An 18,264-nucleotide genomic window follows, 5' to 3' on the forward strand; every position below is an offset into this window, starting at 1 on the left:
TAGTCTATCGATTCGATAATGCCGTGTCAGCGCATTGATTCAACAATCAATCTTGATCAACCCGACCGTAAACCTTACCTTTGGCTTCGCATCGGCCCGCGATTCAGGCATGGCATTGGCCACAACTACAGAGAATGAACGGGAGGAGACACCATGACGGCTCGAAGAACCTTCCTCAAGGAAGCGATCGCCGCCGGAGCATCAACCGCGCTCATGAAGCCGAACACTGGCGTGGCGCAGCCTGTCAAGAAAGCACCCTCGGTCGGAAAGCCCGGTGCGCGTCTGGTTGCCGCCGAGACCCAGGCGCCGTCACTTCAGGAAGCGCCTGCGTTAGACCCGGTCCACATCGGTAATCCGGGCTCCGACTTCATGGTGGATCTGCTGCGCATGGCTGGCATCGATTATGTCGCCGCCATGCCCGGCTCCACATTTCGCGGCATTCACGAATCGATCGTGAGTTATGCGGGAGACCAGCAGCCCGCGCTCATTATCTGTACGCACGAAGAGGCTTCGGCGGCGATCGCACATGGATATGCGAAGGTCGCGGGCAAGCCGATGGCCTGCCTCGTCCACAGCACCGTGGGGCTGCAACATGCCTCGATGGCGATCTTCAACGCGTGGTGCGACCGCGTGCCGATGATCGTCATCGCGGGGAACATCGCGGACGCGACGAAGCGCCGTCCTGGCGTCGAGTGGTATCACACGGCGCTGGATCTTGGTGCGCTGGTGCGCGACTTCACGAAGTATGACGATGCACCTGTGTCTCTTCAGCACTACGCGGAGTCGTTCGTGCGCGCCTATACTCTCTCGATGACGCCGCCGATGGAGCCGGTGCTGCTAATCGCCGACGGCGAGTTGCAGGAGCGCCCCATCGAGAACCCGACGGAGATCTCGGTGCCGCCGTTTCGTCCAGTCTCGCCGCCCGTTGCGGGCCGCGCTGCGTTGGAAGAGACTGCGCGCATGCTGTGCGGCTCGACTAATCCGATCATCGTCGCGGACCGCGCGGTCCGTTCTCAGGCTGGGATGGATGCGCTGGTTGCGCTTGCGGAAGCGGTGAACGCTCCTGTCGTCGACTTGCTCGGAAGGCTCAATTTCCCGACCGGGCATTATCTGAACCATACCTATCTAAAGTCAGAATTAATATCGCGAGCGGATGTCATTCTTGCGCTCGAAGTGTCGGATCTGTGGGGGCTGACGGGAACGGTAGCGGACGTGATAGGGCGGCCGACCAGGAAGTTCACCAAGCCCGGTGTTGATCTCGTGAGCGTGTCGACGTCGTATCTCTACTCTAAGTCGAACATGCAAGACGCGGAGCGTTTCATCGCGCCGACACTTGCGGTCGGCGGAGATGCGGAGGCCTCACTCGGACCGTTGCTCGAAGCGGTGAAGGTTGTATGCACGGACAAGCAGCGGGAGACGATTAGAAACCGCGCGCCTGCACTGCGTCAGGCTCATTCGCTGATGCGAGAGAAGGCGCGACACGACGCGACTCGCGCCTGGGATGCAAGTCCAATCAGCACGGCAAGGCTCTCGCAGGAAGTCTGGAATGTGATCCGGCATGAAAACTGGGCGCTGGTGTCGTCTTCATTGTTTATTAGCCAGTGGCCGCAGCGGTTGTGGGATTTCGACAAGACTTGGCAGTACATCGGCGGCGAAGGTGGCTATGGCGTGGGCTACGGCGCGCCGGCCGCCGTGGGCGCCGCGATTGCGCATCGAGATGCGAGGCGCATCCCTGTCAATATCCAGACCGACGGCGATCTGATGGTGCTGCCTGGCGTGCTGTGGACGGCAGCGCATCACAAGATTCCTTTGCTCACCGTGATGCATAACAACCGCGCCTACCACCAGGAATCGATGCATATACAGCGCATGGCCAACTGGCGCGATCGAAAACCTGAAAACGGCACGGCAGGCACGCTTATCAACGATCCACCGATCGACTATGCCGGACTCGCCAGAAGCATGGGTATGTGGGCCGAGGGACCAATCTCAAACCCGGCCGACCTCGGACCCGCTCTCGCGCGCGCGATGCAGCGAGTGAAGGCGGGCGAACCGGCCTTTCTCGACGTCCTCACGCAACCTCGCTAGGAGCGCAAATGAAGCCGATACGCATGGTCGGGATGGCCGCGAGTGCGCTTGCCTGCCTAATCGATATGACGTCGCCGCCTGCGATGGCTGGACAGACGGACGTTGAAGCCGGACAGGCGCTGTATACGAGAAAGGGCTGTTACGAATGCCATGGACCCGTTGGTCAGGGAAGCATCATGTCGGGACCCGCGCTCGCACCGGCGCCATTGCCGGTAGAGGCGATGACGGCCTACGTGCGCTCGCCGAAAGGGCAAATGCCTCTCTACAGCAGCAAAATCCTGTCTGATCGCGAGCTGATACAGATTCATGCGTATCTCATGGCGATTCCGGCGTCCCCTGACGCGGACCGTATCGGACTACTTGGCGCGGCCGTCGAGACGTCGTCGTCTTCGAAAGACGACTCCGGACGTGGACAGCAGGTGTACGTTGCACGATGCGCGTCCTGTCATGGCGCAACGGGAGGCGGCGAAGTGGGGCCGTCGCTCATCGGTGTCGCCGAGCGACGGGGTGTGTCAGGCGTCGAGTCATTCGTGCGCAATCCGTCAGGCGCCATGCCCAAACTTTTCCCGAAAATTTTGACCGAGGCGGATGTGCAGGCCGTCGCGCGATACCTAGTAACACTCAAGTAAGGCGGTGCGAGCCTCAGATCAGGCCTCGGGCCGTTCCTGAAGCGCACGTGGCGCGGCGCGCGATTCTCTCATTTCCAGCGACAAACTGTCTCGCAAATTCGTATTTTCCCTCATGAGACAAACCCGTAGAATTCCGAGGGCAGCATTTAAAAAGAAGAAATTGCTGCCACTCGAATTACGGAGGTTTCATGAAGGCGCTCGCTGGAATCGTTTTGGCTATTTCTTTTTCCTCTTTCTCGCTCGGTGCTTCGGCGCAAGCTGCGGGGGAACGGACCCGCGCTGAAGTGCGCTCAGAGCTCGCTCGGTACGAACAGGCTGGGTATAACCCAGCCGATTGGATGCATTTTTCAGAGAACCTTCAAGCTGCGCACGCGAAGATCGAAACAAGCGGGAAAGAGGTGCAGACTCCCGACCGGTCCGATGTCACAAGGGCACCTATTCGGTGATCGATCCCGCCGCTACTCACTTGTGTGTAAACCGTTCGACCTACCTCTAATGCACCGTCTAGTCGGGATGGGGGAGGCGGGGAGGCTCTTTCTTAGCCTTCTTACTAGCTGATACACCGCAGAGTGCCTGCTCCCTCGTCTGTGTCATCGACGCGAACGCGAGCACTGAGCGCACATCTTTGAGAACACAATGGCCAATCTTACAGCGCATTTTTCCTCAGTAGTACTTCTCGCCGCTGCATTGGTCGGAGACGCTTGGGCCCAGACGTCTCCGAGTCAACCGGCACCTGCTGCGCGAGAATCGAACGCTCCGTCGACCGACGCTTATAGGGTTGCCAACCGTACCATGATTCAAGGCAAGACGAACTCCAAATATACTGGAGATGCGGACTTCGATTTCGTGGCTCAGATGGCGCCACATACCCAGGTGGCCGTAGATTTAGCGAAGGTGGAGCTCCAGTATGGAACGGATCCGGAGCTCCGCAAGGTGGCTCAGGGCATTGTGTATTCGCAGCAAGCGCAGCTTAATTTTATGCGTACGTGGATGCAAACCCATAAGCCAGAACAGACGGCAAAGCCATGAGCCTCGGCTCGCAGATGCAAGGCTTGCGGGTAGCTTCCTGTGGAACTGGCGCAAGACGGACGTCATATCTGAACGACCGCGCCACACTCACTGGGCCAGCCGGATCGATAGACTCCGCAAGTGTTACCGTCGAACTTCTCGGCTAAATCAATCCTGAGCAAGTTACGATTGCGCAGCGAGCCGCTTAATAAGCCACGAACCGGCCGGTCCCGGCGGCGCATCCGTGCGGTACATAATTTGTAACGGATACATGCCGCCGGGAAGCTCCGGAATATTGAGGCGGACTAAACGACCTGCCGTAAGGTCATCGCGCACAGAGTGTTCGGGCATATAACCCCACCCTAAGCCGGCGTTCAGCAATGCACGCTTGGCTCCAAGATCGGAAAGCGACCACGTCTCAGGAGCGAACACCGCCATTTTCGTCTTGTCTTCAAAGGCGCTCCGCACGGTAAGTAGCAGTTGCCGATGATGCTTTGACGCGCCCACTACACCGCGTTCAGGCCCAGCCAGAGGATGAGACGGAACGGCGACCGGCATCATCTCGACGGCTCCGATCGCTACGCGCTCCAGATCGGTTTCGTCACTATGCAGCAAACCGCCAATACCTAACCGTGCCGCCCCTTGCTGGACCAGCCGCGATACAGCACTTAGGGCCTCGACATTGAGCCGTATCGTGACAGTAGGGAATTCTTCTTCGAAGGCTCGGATGGCGTCAATCAGCCTCTCAGTCGGGAGCATGACATCAACGACCAGCGTTAGTTCGGGTTCTAAGCCTTCAAGAATGCCCGCGACGCGTGCTTTTAAGTCGTCTACTCCGCCTGCAACACTGCGCGCCTGTCCAAGCACGATCTTTCCGTTATCGCTCAGAGTCAGTCGTCTCGGATTGGTTCGATCAAACAGTTCGATCCCAAGCTGCTCCTCAAGTGCCGCCACCGAGTAGCTAATTGCCGAGGTAGCGCGGCTAAGTCGCCGCCCCGCAGCAGCGAAACTACCCTCGTCCACTACCGTAACGAAGACCCGAAGCTGGTCAATCGTGGGCGTGCCTACGATCATCGTATTCAAAATTGTTGAACAACATGGACGGCATTTTACGGCTATTTAGAAAACGCGATCAAGGATAAATTTGAAGCGTGCTTAGGCGAGAAGCGCCTTGGCAAAAAATCTCAAACGATAGGATTAGCCATGCATAAGAAAGCCTTCACCCCCGAAAATGCCGCAATTCTGTTGATCGATCACCAAGTCGGAACTCTTGCTTGGACGCATTCGCACGACTTGAATCTGGTGCGGGAAAATACCTTCAAGCTGGCGCGGATCGCAAAAGCGGCCAAAATTCCTGTAGTGCTCACCTCGAGCATGGAAGACCGTGTTCAGGGGCCTTTGCTCCCTGAGCTACAGGAGATCCTTCCGGAAGCGTTCGCCGCCCGTATCAAGCGGCCGGGCATCGTGAACGCGATGCACCACGACGGGTTCAACCAAGCGGTCGTCGCTACCGGCCGCAAGAACCTAATTGTCGCGGGTGTGACGACGGACATCTGTGTCAACTTTCCGGTCCTACAGATGCTCGATGAAGGCTATGAAGTCCAGGTTTCGGCGGACGCCTCGGCATCGAACACCAAGTTCGGTAATGAGATCGCGCTGCGCCGCATGGAAAGGGCCGGCGCTGTCATTACGACGGTCGACCAGATCATCGCCGAACTTGCTGTCGATTGGACTAGTCCTGTAGGCCAGCAACTTGTCGGCATTCTGAACTACCACTAAACAACTATCTTCGCCGGCTCTCCTCACTGTGCCGACTGCGGACGCTTAGAGCAACCCTGGAGTACCCATCATGAATCAATTGTTTTGCCCGGTGCGCATTGGCCGGAATCAGCTGTCGAATCGAATGGTCATGGCACCGATGACGCGCTCGCGAGCGCTTGGCGATGGAACGCCCGGCCCGCTTGCAGCGCAATACTACGCACAGCGCGCGGGTGTCGGTCTGATCGTGGCGGAGGGCGCTCAGCCGTCCGACGAAGGCCAGGGCTATCTGGCGACACCCGGCATCTATACCGATAGGCATGTGGCAGGCTGGCGAACTGTCATAGAAGCTGTACATGCAAAAGGCAGCCGCATGTTCATTCAATTGATGCACGTCGGTCGCATGTCCCATCCGGATAATACGCCCCATCATCGCCAAGGCGTAGCCCCGTCCGCCATTGCTCCGGGAACCGGAATGTTCACCGCGACCGGTATGCAGGATATTCCGGTGCCGCGAGCGTTGCAGACGGACGAGATCGCCAGTATCGTCGACGAGTTCCGACTCGCTGCGCGACGCGCCATCGAAGCCGGCGCAGACGGCGTCGAGATTCATGGCGCGAACGCCTATCTCGTGCATCAGTTTCTCGCACCCAGCGCCAATACGCGCACGGACCAATATGGCGGCTCGATCGAAAATCGCAGCCGGTTCGCGCTCGATGTAGCGCGCGCGATCGCAGAGGAGATTGGCGCTGACAGGACAGCCATCCGTTTGTCGCCGGGTCTTTCGATCTGGGGAATCGACGAAGGTGACGAGGGGCCGGCCCTGTACCGCTATCTCGTATCCGAACTCGACAAGCTCGAACTGGCGTATCTGCACATCACGCAAAAGGGCAACGACGCCTTACTCGCGGAACTGCGGCAACTGTGGACGAATGCGCTGATCTTGAATCGTCCGGGCCGCGCACCTGCGGATGCCGGGAGGGACGTCGGCTCGGGCCTGGCCGATCTCGAGTCCTTTGGTCAGCTGGTGCTGGCGAACCCCGACTTCCCCGAGCGGTTGAAGCTCAATGCGCCGATGAACGTGCCGGATCCTGCCACCTTTTACGGCGGAACGGAGGTCGGTTACACGGACTATCCTTCCCTCGACGAAGCGTCGGTCGCGTGAGGCAAGCGATGTTCTCTCTCGCACCAGTCAAAGCATTCACGCACGGTGAGCACTTTCGCGCGCTTGCCGTGCGCAACCCGGAAGGCATGCTTGATCCCTTCCTCGGAGTCGATCACGCCTGGATGGGTGCGCCGACGTTTCCGCCACATCGTCACGCCGGCATGTGCGCCGTGTCGTACATCTTCCTCGACTCGGAGACGGGCGTGCTCAACCGGGATTCGATCGGAACGCGAAACCTGATCCGACCCGGTGGACTGCACTGGACGACGGCCGGGTCCGGCATCGTTCACGATGAAGTTCCGGCTGAATCCGGCAAGACCGTTCACTCGCTACAGATCTTCGTAGACCTGTCGCGCGAGAAGAAAAGCATCGCGCCGTCTCCGTTGATCGTCGAGCCCGAAGAAGTGCCGGTCGTGACACAGGCGGGCGTGACCATCAGGGTCCCGGTCGGTAACTTCGGCGGTGTGGTTTCGCCCGCGATACCGCCGACGCCTGTGACGATTCTCGATGTATCGCTCGCGGCCGGTGCCGAAATTGCGATTCCGCTTCTGTCCGATCAGACACTGTTCCTCCTACCGATCAGTGGCGGGATCGAGTACCTGGGTCAGCGCTTTGGCCCCGACGGTCCCGCAATTCCGGTGTTTCATGGCCGGCCGGATTGCGAAGGCGTCGCCTTTACTGCCGCGGACGGGCCCGCGCAAGCTGTCGTGTTTGTCGGTGAACAGCTGCAGCCATGATGCGCGTTGAGGCACGATTGCCGAGCAGAGTCGCAAAGTCGAGAGAAATATCGATCTGGTTATCATTCGGCCGATCGATACCGGCGCGCCAGGCCAACGTCCGAGCTTGGAACGGCGTGCCGTTAGGCGTTCAAGTTCGTCGGGGTGCACGAGCGGATCATGACTTGGTGCCCATGAGCCTCGCGCACCACTTCGACGGTCTCTCCCGGTAGCGAGGTAGCGTGCCGCAAGACTGTTTTGGCTTGTTCGGGCGGTGAGTCGTGCTCCATGACGCTTTTGTTGGCCGACATATCCGCGAAAGGCTGCCTGTCCGCATTTTTCCGAGGTCGCAAGAGTAGCCGTTCCGACTCGATTGGCATGTGGCTGTTTAGGAAGTCGTACGGGGATCCTACCTGACTCTGGCGGCGTCGCCTCCAATACCCAACGTTGTAAATGCGCTCATCTTTGGCTAGAGGGGCATGACCTTCATAGCCGTGACGCACTCAACCGGCGATTTAAGGCACATGAAAGCCTAGACGTTGGGCGAAAACCTCGATCGTGGCTGTTGGCAGAAGATCAGAGGGTAAGCACAGGCGTCAAATGGGAAGCCAGCGGAAGGCCAATCCGATCGCCCCGATAATAAGGGCCATCCCGGCAAAGAAAGCGACGATCAGATCGACATAGGTTCGCCAGCGGGCCTATATAGGTCGTCCGTTGCTTTTGGCGCTTGGTCTTCGTCGAACTTCATGACGTGAGGTCCTCAGCTGTCGACGTCTTAGCGTAACCAACCAAAAAGATGTAACGCCGGTGATGCTGCTGTCAAACGCGCGTGGACCATGATTGGACATAACTCAATTGCCCCCAGTTTCAGTCCGCTTTTTGTGGTTGAATAATGGGAGGTAGGGCTGTCGGACCGAGTTGCACGGTAAGTCGGATGCGAGTAGGATTAAATCCTACTAAGCGGAGGCTGGTATGAGAACGACCCAGCAAATGAGCATTACGTTACCCAACGAGATGGCCGAATTCGTGCGCACGAAGGTGGCAAGCGGCGACTACGCATCTGACAGCGAAGTGCTGCGAGACGCACTTCGTGCGCTTCGCGAGCGTGACCGTGCCGTCGAGGCATGGTTGCGCAACGATGTCGTTCCGGCAGCACAAGCGCTTCGGGACGATCCCAACCGCGCACTGTCTGTCGATCAGGTACGCGCTGCGCTGAAAAAATCTCGCACGCGTCACGAATGAATTGGCGGATCCAGTTCGCGCCCGAGGCGCTCGATCAGCTGCGTAGACTTGAAGCACGCATCGCAAACGCCGGCGCTCCAATAACGGCTGAAAGATATGTCGATTCGATCGTTGATTTTTGTATGACACTCCAGACGTTCCCAGCACGTGGAGTCGCACGCGACGATCTGCTGCCAGGACTTTGCGTCACTCATTTCCGCAAGCGATCGATCATCGCCTATACCGTGGAGACTGACGTCGTTTCGATCATTGGTGTCTTCTATGGCGGCCAAGATTATGAAGCAGCGTTGACCTCTGATGACGAACAGTGATGAGCGTACTAGCGCGTTAAACGGTCGCAGCAGCAACCCAACGATCTAATATTTGACATAACTAACAATATCGAACGCTCGTGCTATTCGAGAAACGGCTGGAAGTTAGCGAGTTTCCCCGGGGAAACTGGCTATGTACGGTCCTGCATACGATTAGCGAACTGTTCGCCACACGCACTGCTGCCGCAAGCCTGAATGCGGAAGAATGCTTACGCTAGACGCGAAGATGCGAAGATGGCCGATCGCCGACGTATGAAGCTTGGAATTTGTCCACGCGATGAACAGTGCTGAACCGTTCCATGGCCTCGTGGGACGGTTCAAAGCTGCAGTAACGAACGCCCCGCGGCCAAAGTGGTTCTGGGTGTGCGCATTGGGTAGGGTGAGGGGTTACCCCCTCAGCGCTCCCACACCACCGTACGTGCGGTTTCGCATACGGCGGTTCATCAAGAACGCTGGAGGCGTTGCTGTGTGTCCCCTGCCGAACCCGATGCTGGACTACTACAGCTTGCTGATCAACGTGTTTGAGAGGGACAAATCGCGTGCTCGGCCGTGTGACCGCTTCACAGATGGCTTCAGCATCGGCCGCGTCATGTTTGTTTGTCTTGACGTAGGGCTTCACGAATTGTGGCGCCATCAGCTTGACGGTGTGCCCGAGCGCCTGGAGCTTACGTGCCCAATAGTGGGCGCTGGCGCAGGCCTCCATGCCGATTAGGCACGCGGGCAGATTGGCGAAGAATTCCAGCATTTTGACTGCGCCTTAATTGCTTCTTGAGAGCGACCTTTCCGTGTACGTCCACACCGTGAACTTGGAATACGTTTCTTCGCCAGATCAATGCCAATCGTCGTAATCTGCATGATGACGCTCCCCTCGGTTCAAGTGGTTGCTTGACACTTCCACGTTGGCACATCGATGCCGTGACGAGTGGGGGCGTCCATCGCATTGGGTATGACGCACCCACCTTCACGCTTATGCCTGTCGGATATACGTCGCATCGCTCCGTGCAAGTTTCGGGCTTTGACCTTTTTGGCTGTCTTACCCCGATGCGCCGCCTCGTATCCGCTTCCTGTTCGTCAGGCCAGCGCTTTGCCTCGGGCTTCCTCCAGACTCGCAGTCGCCCACGAAACCCTTGCCTCTGCCTAACACTTCCCCTTGCCGGGTGTGTAGAGGGCTCTCACCTCCAAGTGAGTGCGCCCCGCCGGGCGCACCAAAAAAAAGCCGACGCATTGCGCGTCGGCGAAAAGGCTCGGGTGGGGAGCCCTGAGAGAACGGTGCGAGTCATGGGAGAATTATACGTCAAATAGGCGTATATACACCTAGTAAACGATTTCACTTTCGAACATCCGTCTGCTACGAGTAGTCGGTCAACGCTTGCAGGTTTTTTAGGCGCAGCCTACTTTGGCGTGGTTGGGGTCGCAGAATAGGCGCGGCGGCGACAAGCGGCGCGGAGGAGCGCCCATTGCCCGGTGGGATCGCCACCGTCCTGACGTTGCCAAGGGGTGAAGGACCCGTCGTCGGTCGAACTGACTTTTCGGGACGCAGCTGCAGCATCCATGCGCGGCTCCGCTTCAGATGGAAATCGCTGCGGTAGCATTCTGGCGAGGCCATCTTGGACTATCCCCCGCGTGCGACGCGCAAGCGGTAGGGCGGCTACCACCGGTCTGGACGCATCGCTCGGATACGTTGATCCGTCCGCCGCGTCTTCGCAGCGGAAGGCTTCGTAAATACACGGCGCGCTGTCGAGCCGTACGCGGTGTTTAGCGGGCGGGCACCGGCACTATGGAGGCGATCCGCCATCCTCCGGGTGTCCTGATCGCGACTTCGTACATTAGAAAAGGTGCGGTCGTCGCAGTTGTATCGGATGTGCCAAATGTGATCTTCGTGGGAGCGTAGATCTGTGCAACGTCGGGCGTCAGAGGAACGACCTTAATGCCGTGTATGTCGGGCTCAAACTTCCACACGCCCTTGAATACCTCCTTGAAATGATCGATGAGGGCGGCTCTACCCCAGAACTGGTACGCGCGAGCAACCATGGCAACGGGGTCTTGCTGGCCTGGAACGTTCGGAACCAGGACCTGCTCGAATGCAACAATGTCGTGCGCAGATGCCGCAGCTGCCTGCCGGAGGAGGACATCCTCAACGGCTGCCCGATCAGCGTCGGTGAAGTCCGGCAAGGGCGCTGCGAAAGCCGAGCTATTAACGGCGCACCACAGAACGGGTAAAACTAGAGGACCGACTAACTTTTCGAATCTCATGATCGTCTTCCATTATTTCGCTGGCACGGGAATCACTGCGGCGATCTTCCACCCTGATGGCGTGCGAACCGCAAACTCGTTGATCAGAAACAACGACGTTATGGCGGCTTCGCCCGGTGCTCCTATCGTCACTCGGGTTGGCGCGTAGATCTGCACTGTCTCACCGTTGAGCGGAATTAGGCGGATAGCGGTTTCATCAGGCTCGACTGCCCATGTTCCATCGAACGTTTCTTTAAAATGCGAAATAACGGCGTCCTTGCCCCAGAACCGATACGCGCGGGCCACGAAGGACACCGGGTCGGGCTCTCCCGGATAGCCGGGCGCGAACATTTCCTTCAATGCGGCGATGTTGTGGTCGGTCTCCGCTTTGGTCTGTCTCGCAAACAGGTTGCGGATCTCACTTAGATCCCCAGGGCTGACTGACGCTGCGTGTGCCGGGGCCATGGCGACCAGCGACAAAAAGGTAATAGCACCGGCAATGGCGCGGCGTCGGCTCAAAGTCTGCATAAAAATATCCTCATATGCCCGTATTGGGGCGTCGTAAATACTCGAGGTGGTTACGCTTCTACCGTAGCGATGGACTTCATAACGGCGAAGGTTATGTCGCCAGGTCTAATACAGTAATACGTGCCATCAGCCTACGCATCGCCAAGGCATCGTCTTCGCCGAATTCATTTTCGAAACGAGCTTGTGCTTTTAGCCACAGGGGTCTGCATTTTGCCTCGGCAGCCTTGCCGGCGCACGAAAGCGACACTTCACGCTCGCGTCTGTCGTTGCGACCAACACATATAGTGATTAGGCCGTCTCGTTCCAGTGGCCGCAGATTGTGGCCCATGGTAGCCCGATCCATTGCTAGCAAGTCGGCGAGCACGGCCATCGTCGTGGCACCGTGAGACGCAAGCAAATTCAAGATCGTGTACTGCGTCGTGCGAAGCCCTGTTTCTGCCATGCAGGAATCGTAGAAGCGGGTTAACCGTCGAGCTGCCTTGCGTATCGCTGTGTTGTTGCAAATGCCTGGATTCATAACGAGTGCTGTTTCATAAGGAGCCGCGCCCAACGATTCGACTTTACGGGCAATAAGACTATTGTCAACGAAGACGGAGTAGAGCGGAGGAAGATACGATCTGTTTTAGCTGCGTGTCACTCGCTGTCGCTTGGTGATGCCGTTGACGCGAATTGATGCACCAACGCGACACCCGCCGCCCCGCGTGAGGCATCCTTGAAAAAGAACTCGCCCACAAACGAGCGGCCTTTCGACAGTCCGTCACTGCAAGAATTGGCGTGCGCACCGGAATCCTACTGCGTCGTCTCTTCTGATCTTCTTCGCCCGCGCGGGTGTTAACGATTCCGCTGTTAGGGACCTGCGCATCGCTTGGCATTCGCCAACGGCAGTCCCGCTGACGAATGTCACGACGAAGCCGTGTGTCGCTTGAGAAACATCTTGGCATTACGACCATACGTCTATATTATTGTCATAATCCAATGACGATGTCGTCCGAAGCTGTCAATCGAGTTCGGGAGTACCCACCGCTCGGCAGCATGACCCGACTTCGGAATTATGAGCACGACACGTTGAGTCTGACGATTTGGACGCTCCGACTAGCGCGCGCGGTCCTGAGCATCGAAGGGGTTGAGCGGATACTTGAAGGAGTCGGTGCGCGGCGCGCCAATTCTTGCCGGGCAATCGAACGAGACCGGTGGGCGCGATGATGCGCTGAGAGCTCGCTAAGTGTCGGCTCTCGCTGCATCGGGCGTCCAGTCGGCGCTCGGATGCCTTGCGCCTGTGTCAAATAGGCGGCGATGTCCAGCGCAGCGCGCCGGCCGCTTACCCGTCTCGCATGCCGCCAGAAGCGAGTCGACCGGGGGCTGTCGCGCGTCTCAAATATTGACTTGTGACGTAGATAATGCACGTATATACTCGCATCACCGGTTTGCGTCGGAGAAACGGTGGTCCCGAATAGCAACGAACTTCGTCGAGATTCAATGGAGTCCTAAGATGCCTGCAACGCTGTTCTCTCCGATCAGGATCGGCAACATCGAACTCGAGCATCGAGTCGTCATGGCACCTTTGACGCGAATGCGCGCTCGGGGCTTAGGGCGCACACCGCATCAACTTAACGCCGACTATTATGAGCAGCGGGCGTCTAAAGGAGGACTCATTATCTCCGAAGGCGCGCCGGTTTCGGAGTTCGCGCACGGATTGCCGGCGACCCCAGGCATTCACAATGACGAGCAGATAGCTGGCTGGCAGACGATTACGGACGCTGTTCATCAGCGGGATGGCCGCATATTTTTGCAACTGTGGCATGTCGGTCGGATATCGCACCCGTCGCACCTGCCCCGAAACTGTCGCCCAGTAGCGCCTTCTGCGGTCTCCCCTTGTGGCTACGCAACCACCGCCGATTTCCAACGAGTACCATATGGAGAGCCGCGTGCACTATCGACGAAAGAAGTTGTTGCTACCGTTCAAGATTTCGTCCGTGCGGCGAAAAATGCTATGGCGGCTGGCTTTGATGGAGTCGAGATCCATGGGGCGAACGGGTATCTGATAGAACAATTTCTCCATGAGAGAACCAATCAACGCACAGACGACTATGGTGGGTCATTGGAGAATCGATGTCGCTTCGCCATGGAAGTCGCGGAAGCGGTAACCGGAGTTTGGGGCGAGGACAGGGTCGGGATAAGGCTATCGCCGTTCGGAACCGCTAACGACAGTGGCGAGGCTGATCCTTGGCCTTTATATGATTACCTAATTCGGCGGCTCGCAAGTCTCAACCTCGCTTACCTGCATTTGATCGAGCCAAGAGCCAGTGGTGCGGGGCAGGCTGAGGTCAATCATGTGGACTTGCCTTCGGCGTCTGAATCGTTCCGCCCAATTTGGCCTCGAGCGCTGATCGCCGCCGGCAACTACACGCGTGATGGTGCGTTATCGGCTATCGCCGAAGGTCGCGCAGACGCAATAGCGTTCGGCAGGTTGTTTATCGCCAATCCCGATTTGCCATTGCGACTCAGGTCTAACGCTCCCCTGAACACTTATAACAGGGGCACGTTCTACGGCGGTCACGCTGCAGGCTACACAGACTATCCGTTCTTGTCACCGACCGAGGCTTAGTGGGTTGAACGATTTAAAGCCGGGCCACCTAGATAGCGAAGCCAGATCTTCCACACTGCAATAGCGGACAGACGTCTCATTTAAATATACGTAATGCGAAACATATGCGTCGATCGTGCAACAGCGGCGCCGTCTGTCAATAACACCCGGCTTGCGTGGCTCGTGTCGGTGGGATCGCAGTTCTTGCAAGAACCCTGCCCGGTCGGTAAGTCGCGACCTGTTCGACCAAAGATTCGACTTCGCCCCGACTGTTAGCACGAGCCTGCACGATACCTTCGCCGCACCCTGGTCGGTGCCTGTGCAGCAGATGCGCTGCAAAAGGTACGTACTCGGCGTTGCGTGCCGCCGAGCTGCGTTCTCTCTCGTTTTCGAGGCTATGGGCGCTCCGGTGTGATGTATGGAGGATGTCGTGATTTCAGTGCTGGTTGTGGAAGATGAGGAGGGCGTCTACAGTTCGTGGCGGTCGGTTTGCGAGATGCAAGGCTATGCAACGTTTTCCGCTGCCAATGGCGGATCAGCGTTGGATGTTTTGCGCAGTACCGAAGTTGATGTGGTGGTAGCTGATCGGAAGTTGCAGGACAGGTCGGGATGTGACTTGTGCTACTACGTCCGGAATGATAGACGGCTTGCAGAGCTAGTCTTTATCCTCGTTTCAGGCGATCCAAGTCCACCCGCGTTCCTCTACTGCGATGCCATTCTTCACAAGCCGGTTGCGGCTTCCACCTTGGTAGCTGAGATCGATCGGATCGTTGCCGAGCGCCACATCAATGGTCGACGGCAAGCAGCCCGTGTCGCGGGGCTCAGGTATTAACCACCAGTGTGCACCCAGTTTCTGCCGCCGAGCAGCGCAGGACTTGCAGGGCCCTGAAGTCGATATTCCCACGCAGAGCAGGAGCTGAGGTGAACTCCGATGCAACGCGCGACTGCGGCACACGAGTCAGCAAGATAAAAGAAGCAAGCGTCGCCGATGCACCTGGCTATTTCGTTGGGCCATTCGCTCTTTTGAGGCCCATTGGCGAGATCGATCTTGACGTCGTCGCACTCAGGTCGATCAAAGTAAGGCATTTACCGAAGTACCCTGCATCTCTTTTCTTTCGTCAACTTACGGGCCATCACCATGAAAATGATCCGGATAACGTCACAATCAACTCCAGGCGGTTCTAATGAGCTTCGCGCAGTCGACTCGCCTGCTCGCCGTCGATTCGTAATAGATTCATCGGCCATATTGCTCGGTACAGCGGTTGCTCCGAGCATGTCCTACGCTGCTGGCGCAGCGGTAGCGACTCCAGCGTCGGCGGTCGACTTGCCTCAAGCGCACGAGCTTAGCTTGATCGAAGCAGCGCAAGCGATCACAGCGAAGAGGATCACGTCGGAGCGCTATAGCGAGGTTTTACTGAAACGAACTCACGACCTTGCATTTTTGAATTCGTTCATCACAGTGGACGACGAAAAGGCGCTGAGCGCAGCCCGGGTTGCGGATAAGGAGCGTCTTGCAGGTAAGAGACACGTACTGCCCGGACTGCCGATTGGCGTGAAAGATAGTTACTTGACTAAGGATCTGCCTACGAGCTTTGGGACACAAGTGGCTCGCGGCTTTCGGCCGGCGACGGACGCAAAGGTTGTTAGCGCCGTCAAAGGAGCGGGTTGCATTGTGCTTGGGAAGAACAACCTTGTGGAAATGTCGTATGGCCTCACCGGTCTGAATGCTCACTACGGACAGGCGAAGAACCCGTACAACGCACTTCACGTTACAGGCGGTTCCTCGTGCGGCGGGGCTGCCAGCGTTGCGGCACGGCTGGTTCCGGCCGCCCTTGGGGGCGACACTGTTGGGTCAATTCGGGTTCCTTCAGCGCTATGCGGGGTCGTTGGGTTCAAGCCGACGCCCGGTCGCTGGTCGGGAAGTGGGGTCGCGCCTATCTCGAACACGCTGGATACGACCGGCCCTATCGCACGCCGCGTTTCAGACTGCGAATTGTTGGACGCAATCGCCACTGGCGGGTCGCCGTCGTTGCAGCGTATTCCCGCTGGATTGCGAGGTACAAGACTAGCGGTCGCACGACGATATTACCTTGACGGCGCTGACCCGGAAGTTGAAAAGATTTTCAACGAGACGATCTCCAAATTGAAGGATGCCGGAGCTAGCGTCGTGGAGGTGGACCTAGGCGGGGATTTCGGCCCGTTGGTCGAGGAGGCGAACTGGGCGCTCTTCTTTCATGACACCCAGCCGGACGTTACCGCGTTTCTTCGAGACCAGAAAGTTCCCGTTACGTTTGAAGAGATCTATGAGGGTCTGGAGCCGCACATCAAGGCGCGCTGGCAACGGTTCGTTCTCGAGACGGGACCCGACTACACGCGCAAAGCCGCATACCAAGAAGCGGTCGCCGTGCGCCGGCCGGAAGTTCAGCGTCGCTTTGTCCGTGAAGTATTTTCTCGTGCAGATGCGATCGTGTTTCCAACCACGCTGTGTGCAGCGCCGACCATTGCCGAGCAGTGGCAATTTTCCGTCGCAGGCCGCACGGTGAACGACGTCTTCCTGTCGCGGAACACGTACCCGGCCAGCTTTGCCGGATTACCCGGGATATCTATTCCGATGGGGCTGACGAAAAACGGTCTGCCTCTCGGGCTGGAACTGGATGGAAGCAGCGGAAACGACCGAGCGCTGTTAGCGCTTGCGCGGCGGGTCGAACAAGTTATCGGCTTCTTGCCGCCGCCCCAGGTTGCCACCTAATCGTCGCTACCCAGATGGACGGAGCGTTTTGACAGCCGCATGCACGTAACGCGGTCCCCGGGCACGATGGGGACCGCAACGTTTAATGCCAGGGATGAATGTCGGCTCCCAGCGGGCGATAACGGCAAAGGAGGTGGCGTTGCCTGCCGCCTTCGGCCGTTTTTCGACATGGATGATTCACTAAAGGGCAAAGGTTGCAGAACTCTACGGGGTGGTGAGTCTTCTCGTCTCGGCTTACCGTGATGGCACCTTTATCGAGTCAGGCAGGTGTAAGACCTCGGCGCCAGGTTGGCGATTGGAGTTGCCCGGCGAGATTAAACAGTCTTCAAAGAGACCTCCGGCCCACTCTACAAATGCGCGGACTCGGGATGACAGGTGCCGATTTGCCGGGTATATCGCTGAAACGGGGATTGGTGGGGGCCTTTGGTGGCTCATGACTTCGACGAGCTCGCCGCGGCGCAAGAGTTCCTCAACAAGAAGGAAAGGGGCCTGGATCAGTCCTATCCCGTCGAGGCCGCACCTGATATACGCATCTATGTCGCTGACCGCAACGGTTCCAGGCATGCGGAACCCAGTAACTTGCCCCTTATTGACGAAATTGAAGTCGAGGTTTCTTCTAGACCCGGAAAGCAGATGGACGGCGAAGTGCTTGGAAAGATCGGCAACTTCGTACGGACAGCCGTGCCGTTGTATGTATCGCGGGCTCGCCAGAGTCACCATTTCCATGCGTCCGTACTGCCGTGCTATCAGACTCGAGTCCTCGAGTAACCCTACGCGTATCGCGCAGTCCACTCCTTCTCGAACAAGGTCGACACGTCTGTCACTGAAGCCGATTCTCAGATCGACCTTGGGGTGCATATCGCAAAATTTATGAATACGCGGCACGACGACAATGCGACCAATGCCCGGCGGCAGGTTGATCCTGAGCGTCCCGTGAATTCCGCCGGTCCCATTGCTCAGCGAACCTTCGGTTTCCTCAAGCTCTGCCAAGATCCTAACGCAGAGCTCATAGTACTGAGCGCCCTCTGCGGTCAGGTTGATGCGTCGTGTGGTACGGTACAGGAGCCGAACTCTGAGATGAGCCTCGAGGCCCTTGATGATGACTGATGCTGATGATCGAGGAAGATTTAAAGAGTCCGCGGCGCGAGAAAAGCTATTTGTCTCTACGATCCGGGTGAAGACAAGCATCGCCTGAAAACGGTTAAACATACAGAAGCGAAAAATGCTTTAAGAGTGCGGTCGGAGTGCTAAAGA

The 18,264-nt window shown here is 57.8% G+C and carries 18 protein-coding genes and 1 pseudogene; 13 read left to right on the forward strand and 6 right to left on the reverse strand.

From position 1 onward, the window contains the following. The first annotated feature begins 153 nt into the window (after positions 1-153). From LDZ23_RS29905 to LDZ23_RS29920, 4 genes are all read left to right on the forward strand, one after another. Positions 154-2,088 carry a thiamine pyrophosphate-binding protein gene (locus LDZ23_RS29905; protein WP_244808613.1) on the forward strand — a complete coding sequence of 645 codons (1,935 nt, stop codon included), beginning with the start codon at positions 154-156 and terminating at the stop codon, positions 2,086-2,088. An 8-nt stretch (positions 2,089-2,096) separates the two neighbouring features. Continuing rightward, positions 2,097-2,717 (forward strand): c-type cytochrome, encoded by a 621-nt coding sequence (locus LDZ23_RS29910; protein ID WP_244808614.1) that lies wholly within the window; start codon positions 2,097-2,099, stop codon positions 2,715-2,717. Between the two features lie 188 nt (positions 2,718-2,905). After that, positions 2,906-3,163, forward strand: a complete 258-nt coding sequence (locus LDZ23_RS29915; protein WP_244808615.1) for a DUF4148 domain-containing protein — start codon at positions 2,906-2,908, stop codon at positions 3,161-3,163. Positions 3,164-3,353: 190 nt separating this feature from the next. Beyond that, a complete protein-coding gene (locus LDZ23_RS29920) occupies positions 3,354-3,746 on the forward strand; it encodes a DUF305 domain-containing protein (RefSeq protein WP_244808616.1) in 393 nt (130 codons plus the stop codon). A 162-nt stretch (positions 3,747-3,908) separates the two neighbouring features. Here the strand turns inward: LDZ23_RS29920 and LDZ23_RS29925 are convergent, their stop codons facing one another. Continuing rightward, positions 3,909-4,799: a LysR family transcriptional regulator gene (locus LDZ23_RS29925; RefSeq protein ID WP_244808617.1), complete on the reverse strand. Its 891-nt coding sequence runs from the start codon at positions 4,797-4,799 to the stop codon at positions 3,909-3,911. Positions 4,800-4,928: 129 nt separating this feature from the next. Between LDZ23_RS29925 and LDZ23_RS29930 the strand changes: the two genes are divergently transcribed. The 5 genes from LDZ23_RS29930 (at position 4,929) to LDZ23_RS29950 (ending at position 8,917) form a co-directional block, all read left to right on the forward strand. Continuing rightward, positions 4,929-5,504 (forward strand): isochorismatase family protein, encoded by a 576-nt coding sequence (locus LDZ23_RS29930; RefSeq protein WP_244808618.1) that lies wholly within the window; start codon positions 4,929-4,931, stop codon positions 5,502-5,504. A 70-nt stretch (positions 5,505-5,574) separates the two neighbouring features. Then, on the forward strand, positions 5,575-6,648 hold the full coding sequence (locus LDZ23_RS29935; RefSeq protein ID WP_244808619.1) for an alkene reductase: 1,074 nt from the start codon (positions 5,575-5,577) through the stop codon (positions 6,646-6,648). 8 nt (positions 6,649-6,656) lie between these two features. After that, positions 6,657-7,385: a pirin family protein gene (locus LDZ23_RS29940; RefSeq protein ID WP_244808620.1), complete on the forward strand. Its 729-nt coding sequence runs from the start codon at positions 6,657-6,659 to the stop codon at positions 7,383-7,385. A 951-nt stretch (positions 7,386-8,336) separates the two neighbouring features. Then, the gene (locus tag LDZ23_RS29945) at positions 8,337-8,606 is read left to right on the forward strand and encodes a type II toxin-antitoxin system ParD family antitoxin (protein WP_244808621.1); all 270 of its coding nucleotides are present in this window, start codon (positions 8,337-8,339) and stop codon (positions 8,604-8,606) included. Then, on the forward strand, positions 8,603-8,917 hold the full coding sequence (locus LDZ23_RS29950; RefSeq protein ID WP_244808622.1) for a type II toxin-antitoxin system RelE/ParE family toxin: 315 nt from the start codon (positions 8,603-8,605) through the stop codon (positions 8,915-8,917). Before LDZ23_RS29945 ends, LDZ23_RS29950 begins: the two co-directional genes overlap by 4 nt. A gap of 475 nt (positions 8,918-9,392) precedes the next feature. Here LDZ23_RS29950 and LDZ23_RS29955 read toward each other — a convergent pair. From LDZ23_RS29955 to LDZ23_RS29970, 4 genes and pseudogenes are all read right to left on the reverse strand, one after another. Beyond that, positions 9,393-9,772: pseudogene (locus LDZ23_RS29955) on the reverse strand (IS110 family transposase); the annotation flags it as partial. Positions 9,773-10,672: 900 nt separating this feature from the next. Further along, positions 10,673-11,089 carry a YybH family protein gene (locus LDZ23_RS29960; protein WP_250480989.1) on the reverse strand — a complete coding sequence of 139 codons (417 nt, stop codon included), beginning with the start codon at positions 11,087-11,089 and terminating at the stop codon, positions 10,673-10,675. Between the two features lie 93 nt (positions 11,090-11,182). Beyond that, positions 11,183-11,677, reverse strand: coding sequence for a nuclear transport factor 2 family protein (locus LDZ23_RS29965; RefSeq protein WP_244808624.1), 495 nt, complete (start codon positions 11,675-11,677; stop codon positions 11,183-11,185). Positions 11,678-11,768: 91 nt separating this feature from the next. Further along, entirely contained in the window at positions 11,769-12,119 is a 351-nt protein-coding gene (locus LDZ23_RS29970) for a MarR family winged helix-turn-helix transcriptional regulator (RefSeq protein WP_244808625.1), read from the reverse strand. 1,047 nt (positions 12,120-13,166) lie between these two features. On the opposite strand from LDZ23_RS29970, the gene LDZ23_RS29975 reads away from it, so the two are divergent. The 4 genes from LDZ23_RS29975 to LDZ23_RS29990 all read left to right on the forward strand — a co-directional run bounded on the left by LDZ23_RS29975 (position 13,167) and on the right by LDZ23_RS29990 (position 17,010). Beyond that, positions 13,167-14,282 carry an alkene reductase gene (locus LDZ23_RS29975; RefSeq protein WP_244808626.1) on the forward strand — a complete coding sequence of 372 codons (1,116 nt, stop codon included), beginning with the start codon at positions 13,167-13,169 and terminating at the stop codon, positions 14,280-14,282. 409 nt (positions 14,283-14,691) lie between these two features. After that, positions 14,692-15,093, forward strand: coding sequence for a response regulator (locus LDZ23_RS29980; protein ID WP_244808627.1), 402 nt, complete (start codon positions 14,692-14,694; stop codon positions 15,091-15,093). Between the two features lie 89 nt (positions 15,094-15,182). Then, the gene (locus LDZ23_RS29985) at positions 15,183-15,446 is read left to right on the forward strand and encodes a hypothetical protein (RefSeq protein ID WP_244808628.1); all 264 of its coding nucleotides are present in this window, start codon (positions 15,183-15,185) and stop codon (positions 15,444-15,446) included. Between the two features lie 88 nt (positions 15,447-15,534). Continuing rightward, complete coding sequence (locus LDZ23_RS29990; protein WP_425306912.1) at positions 15,535-17,010, forward strand: amidase family protein; 1,476 nt, start codon at positions 15,535-15,537, stop codon at positions 17,008-17,010. A gap of 234 nt (positions 17,011-17,244) precedes the next feature. Here LDZ23_RS29990 and LDZ23_RS29995 read toward each other — a convergent pair whose 3' ends face one another. Continuing rightward, positions 17,245-18,219 (reverse strand): LysR family transcriptional regulator, encoded by a 975-nt coding sequence (locus LDZ23_RS29995; RefSeq protein ID WP_342346287.1) that lies wholly within the window; start codon positions 18,217-18,219, stop codon positions 17,245-17,247. Positions 18,220-18,264 lie beyond the last annotated feature (45 nt).

The organism is Caballeronia zhejiangensis (assembly GCF_022879815.1).
Taxonomy (GTDB): Bacteria; Pseudomonadota; Gammaproteobacteria; order Burkholderiales; family Burkholderiaceae; genus Caballeronia; species Caballeronia zhejiangensis.

What these genes read in the sequence shown, in the direction of transcription:
- LDZ23_RS29905 (WP_244808613.1), top strand. Translation starts at nt 154, where the DNA reads ATGACGGCTCGAAGAACCTTCCTCAAGGAAGCGATCGCCGCCGGAGCA.
- LDZ23_RS29910 (WP_244808614.1), top strand. Translation starts at nt 2,097, where the DNA reads ATGAAGCCGATACGCATGGTCGGGATGGCCGCGAGTGCGCTTGCCTGC.
- LDZ23_RS29915 (WP_244808615.1), top strand. Translation starts at nt 2,906, where the DNA reads ATGAAGGCGCTCGCTGGAATCGTTTTGGCTATTTCTTTTTCCTCTTTC.
- LDZ23_RS29920 (WP_244808616.1), top strand. Translation starts at nt 3,354, where the DNA reads ATGGCCAATCTTACAGCGCATTTTTCCTCAGTAGTACTTCTCGCCGCT.
- LDZ23_RS29925 (WP_244808617.1), bottom strand. Translation starts at nt 4,799, where the DNA reads ATGATCGTAGGCACGCCCACGATTGACCAGCTTCGGGTCTTCGTTACG.
- LDZ23_RS29930 (WP_244808618.1), top strand. Translation starts at nt 4,929, where the DNA reads ATGCATAAGAAAGCCTTCACCCCCGAAAATGCCGCAATTCTGTTGATC.
- LDZ23_RS29935 (WP_244808619.1), top strand. Translation starts at nt 5,575, where the DNA reads ATGAATCAATTGTTTTGCCCGGTGCGCATTGGCCGGAATCAGCTGTCG.
- LDZ23_RS29940 (WP_244808620.1), top strand. Translation starts at nt 6,657, where the DNA reads ATGTTCTCTCTCGCACCAGTCAAAGCATTCACGCACGGTGAGCACTTT.
- LDZ23_RS29945 (WP_244808621.1), top strand. Translation starts at nt 8,337, where the DNA reads ATGAGAACGACCCAGCAAATGAGCATTACGTTACCCAACGAGATGGCC.
- LDZ23_RS29950 (WP_244808622.1), top strand. Translation starts at nt 8,603, where the DNA reads ATGAATTGGCGGATCCAGTTCGCGCCCGAGGCGCTCGATCAGCTGCGT.
- LDZ23_RS29965 (WP_244808624.1), bottom strand. Translation starts at nt 11,677, where the DNA reads ATGCAGACTTTGAGCCGACGCCGCGCCATTGCCGGTGCTATTACCTTT.
- LDZ23_RS29970 (WP_244808625.1), bottom strand. Translation starts at nt 12,119, where the DNA reads ATGGCAGAAACAGGGCTTCGCACGACGCAGTACACGATCTTGAATTTG.
- LDZ23_RS29975 (WP_244808626.1), top strand. Translation starts at nt 13,167, where the DNA reads ATGCCTGCAACGCTGTTCTCTCCGATCAGGATCGGCAACATCGAACTC.
- LDZ23_RS29990 (WP_425306912.1), top strand. Translation starts at nt 15,535, where the DNA reads ATGTCCTACGCTGCTGGCGCAGCGGTAGCGACTCCAGCGTCGGCGGTC.
- LDZ23_RS29995 (WP_342346287.1), bottom strand. Translation starts at nt 18,219, where the DNA reads ATGTTTAACCGTTTTCAGGCGATGCTTGTCTTCACCCGGATCGTAGAG.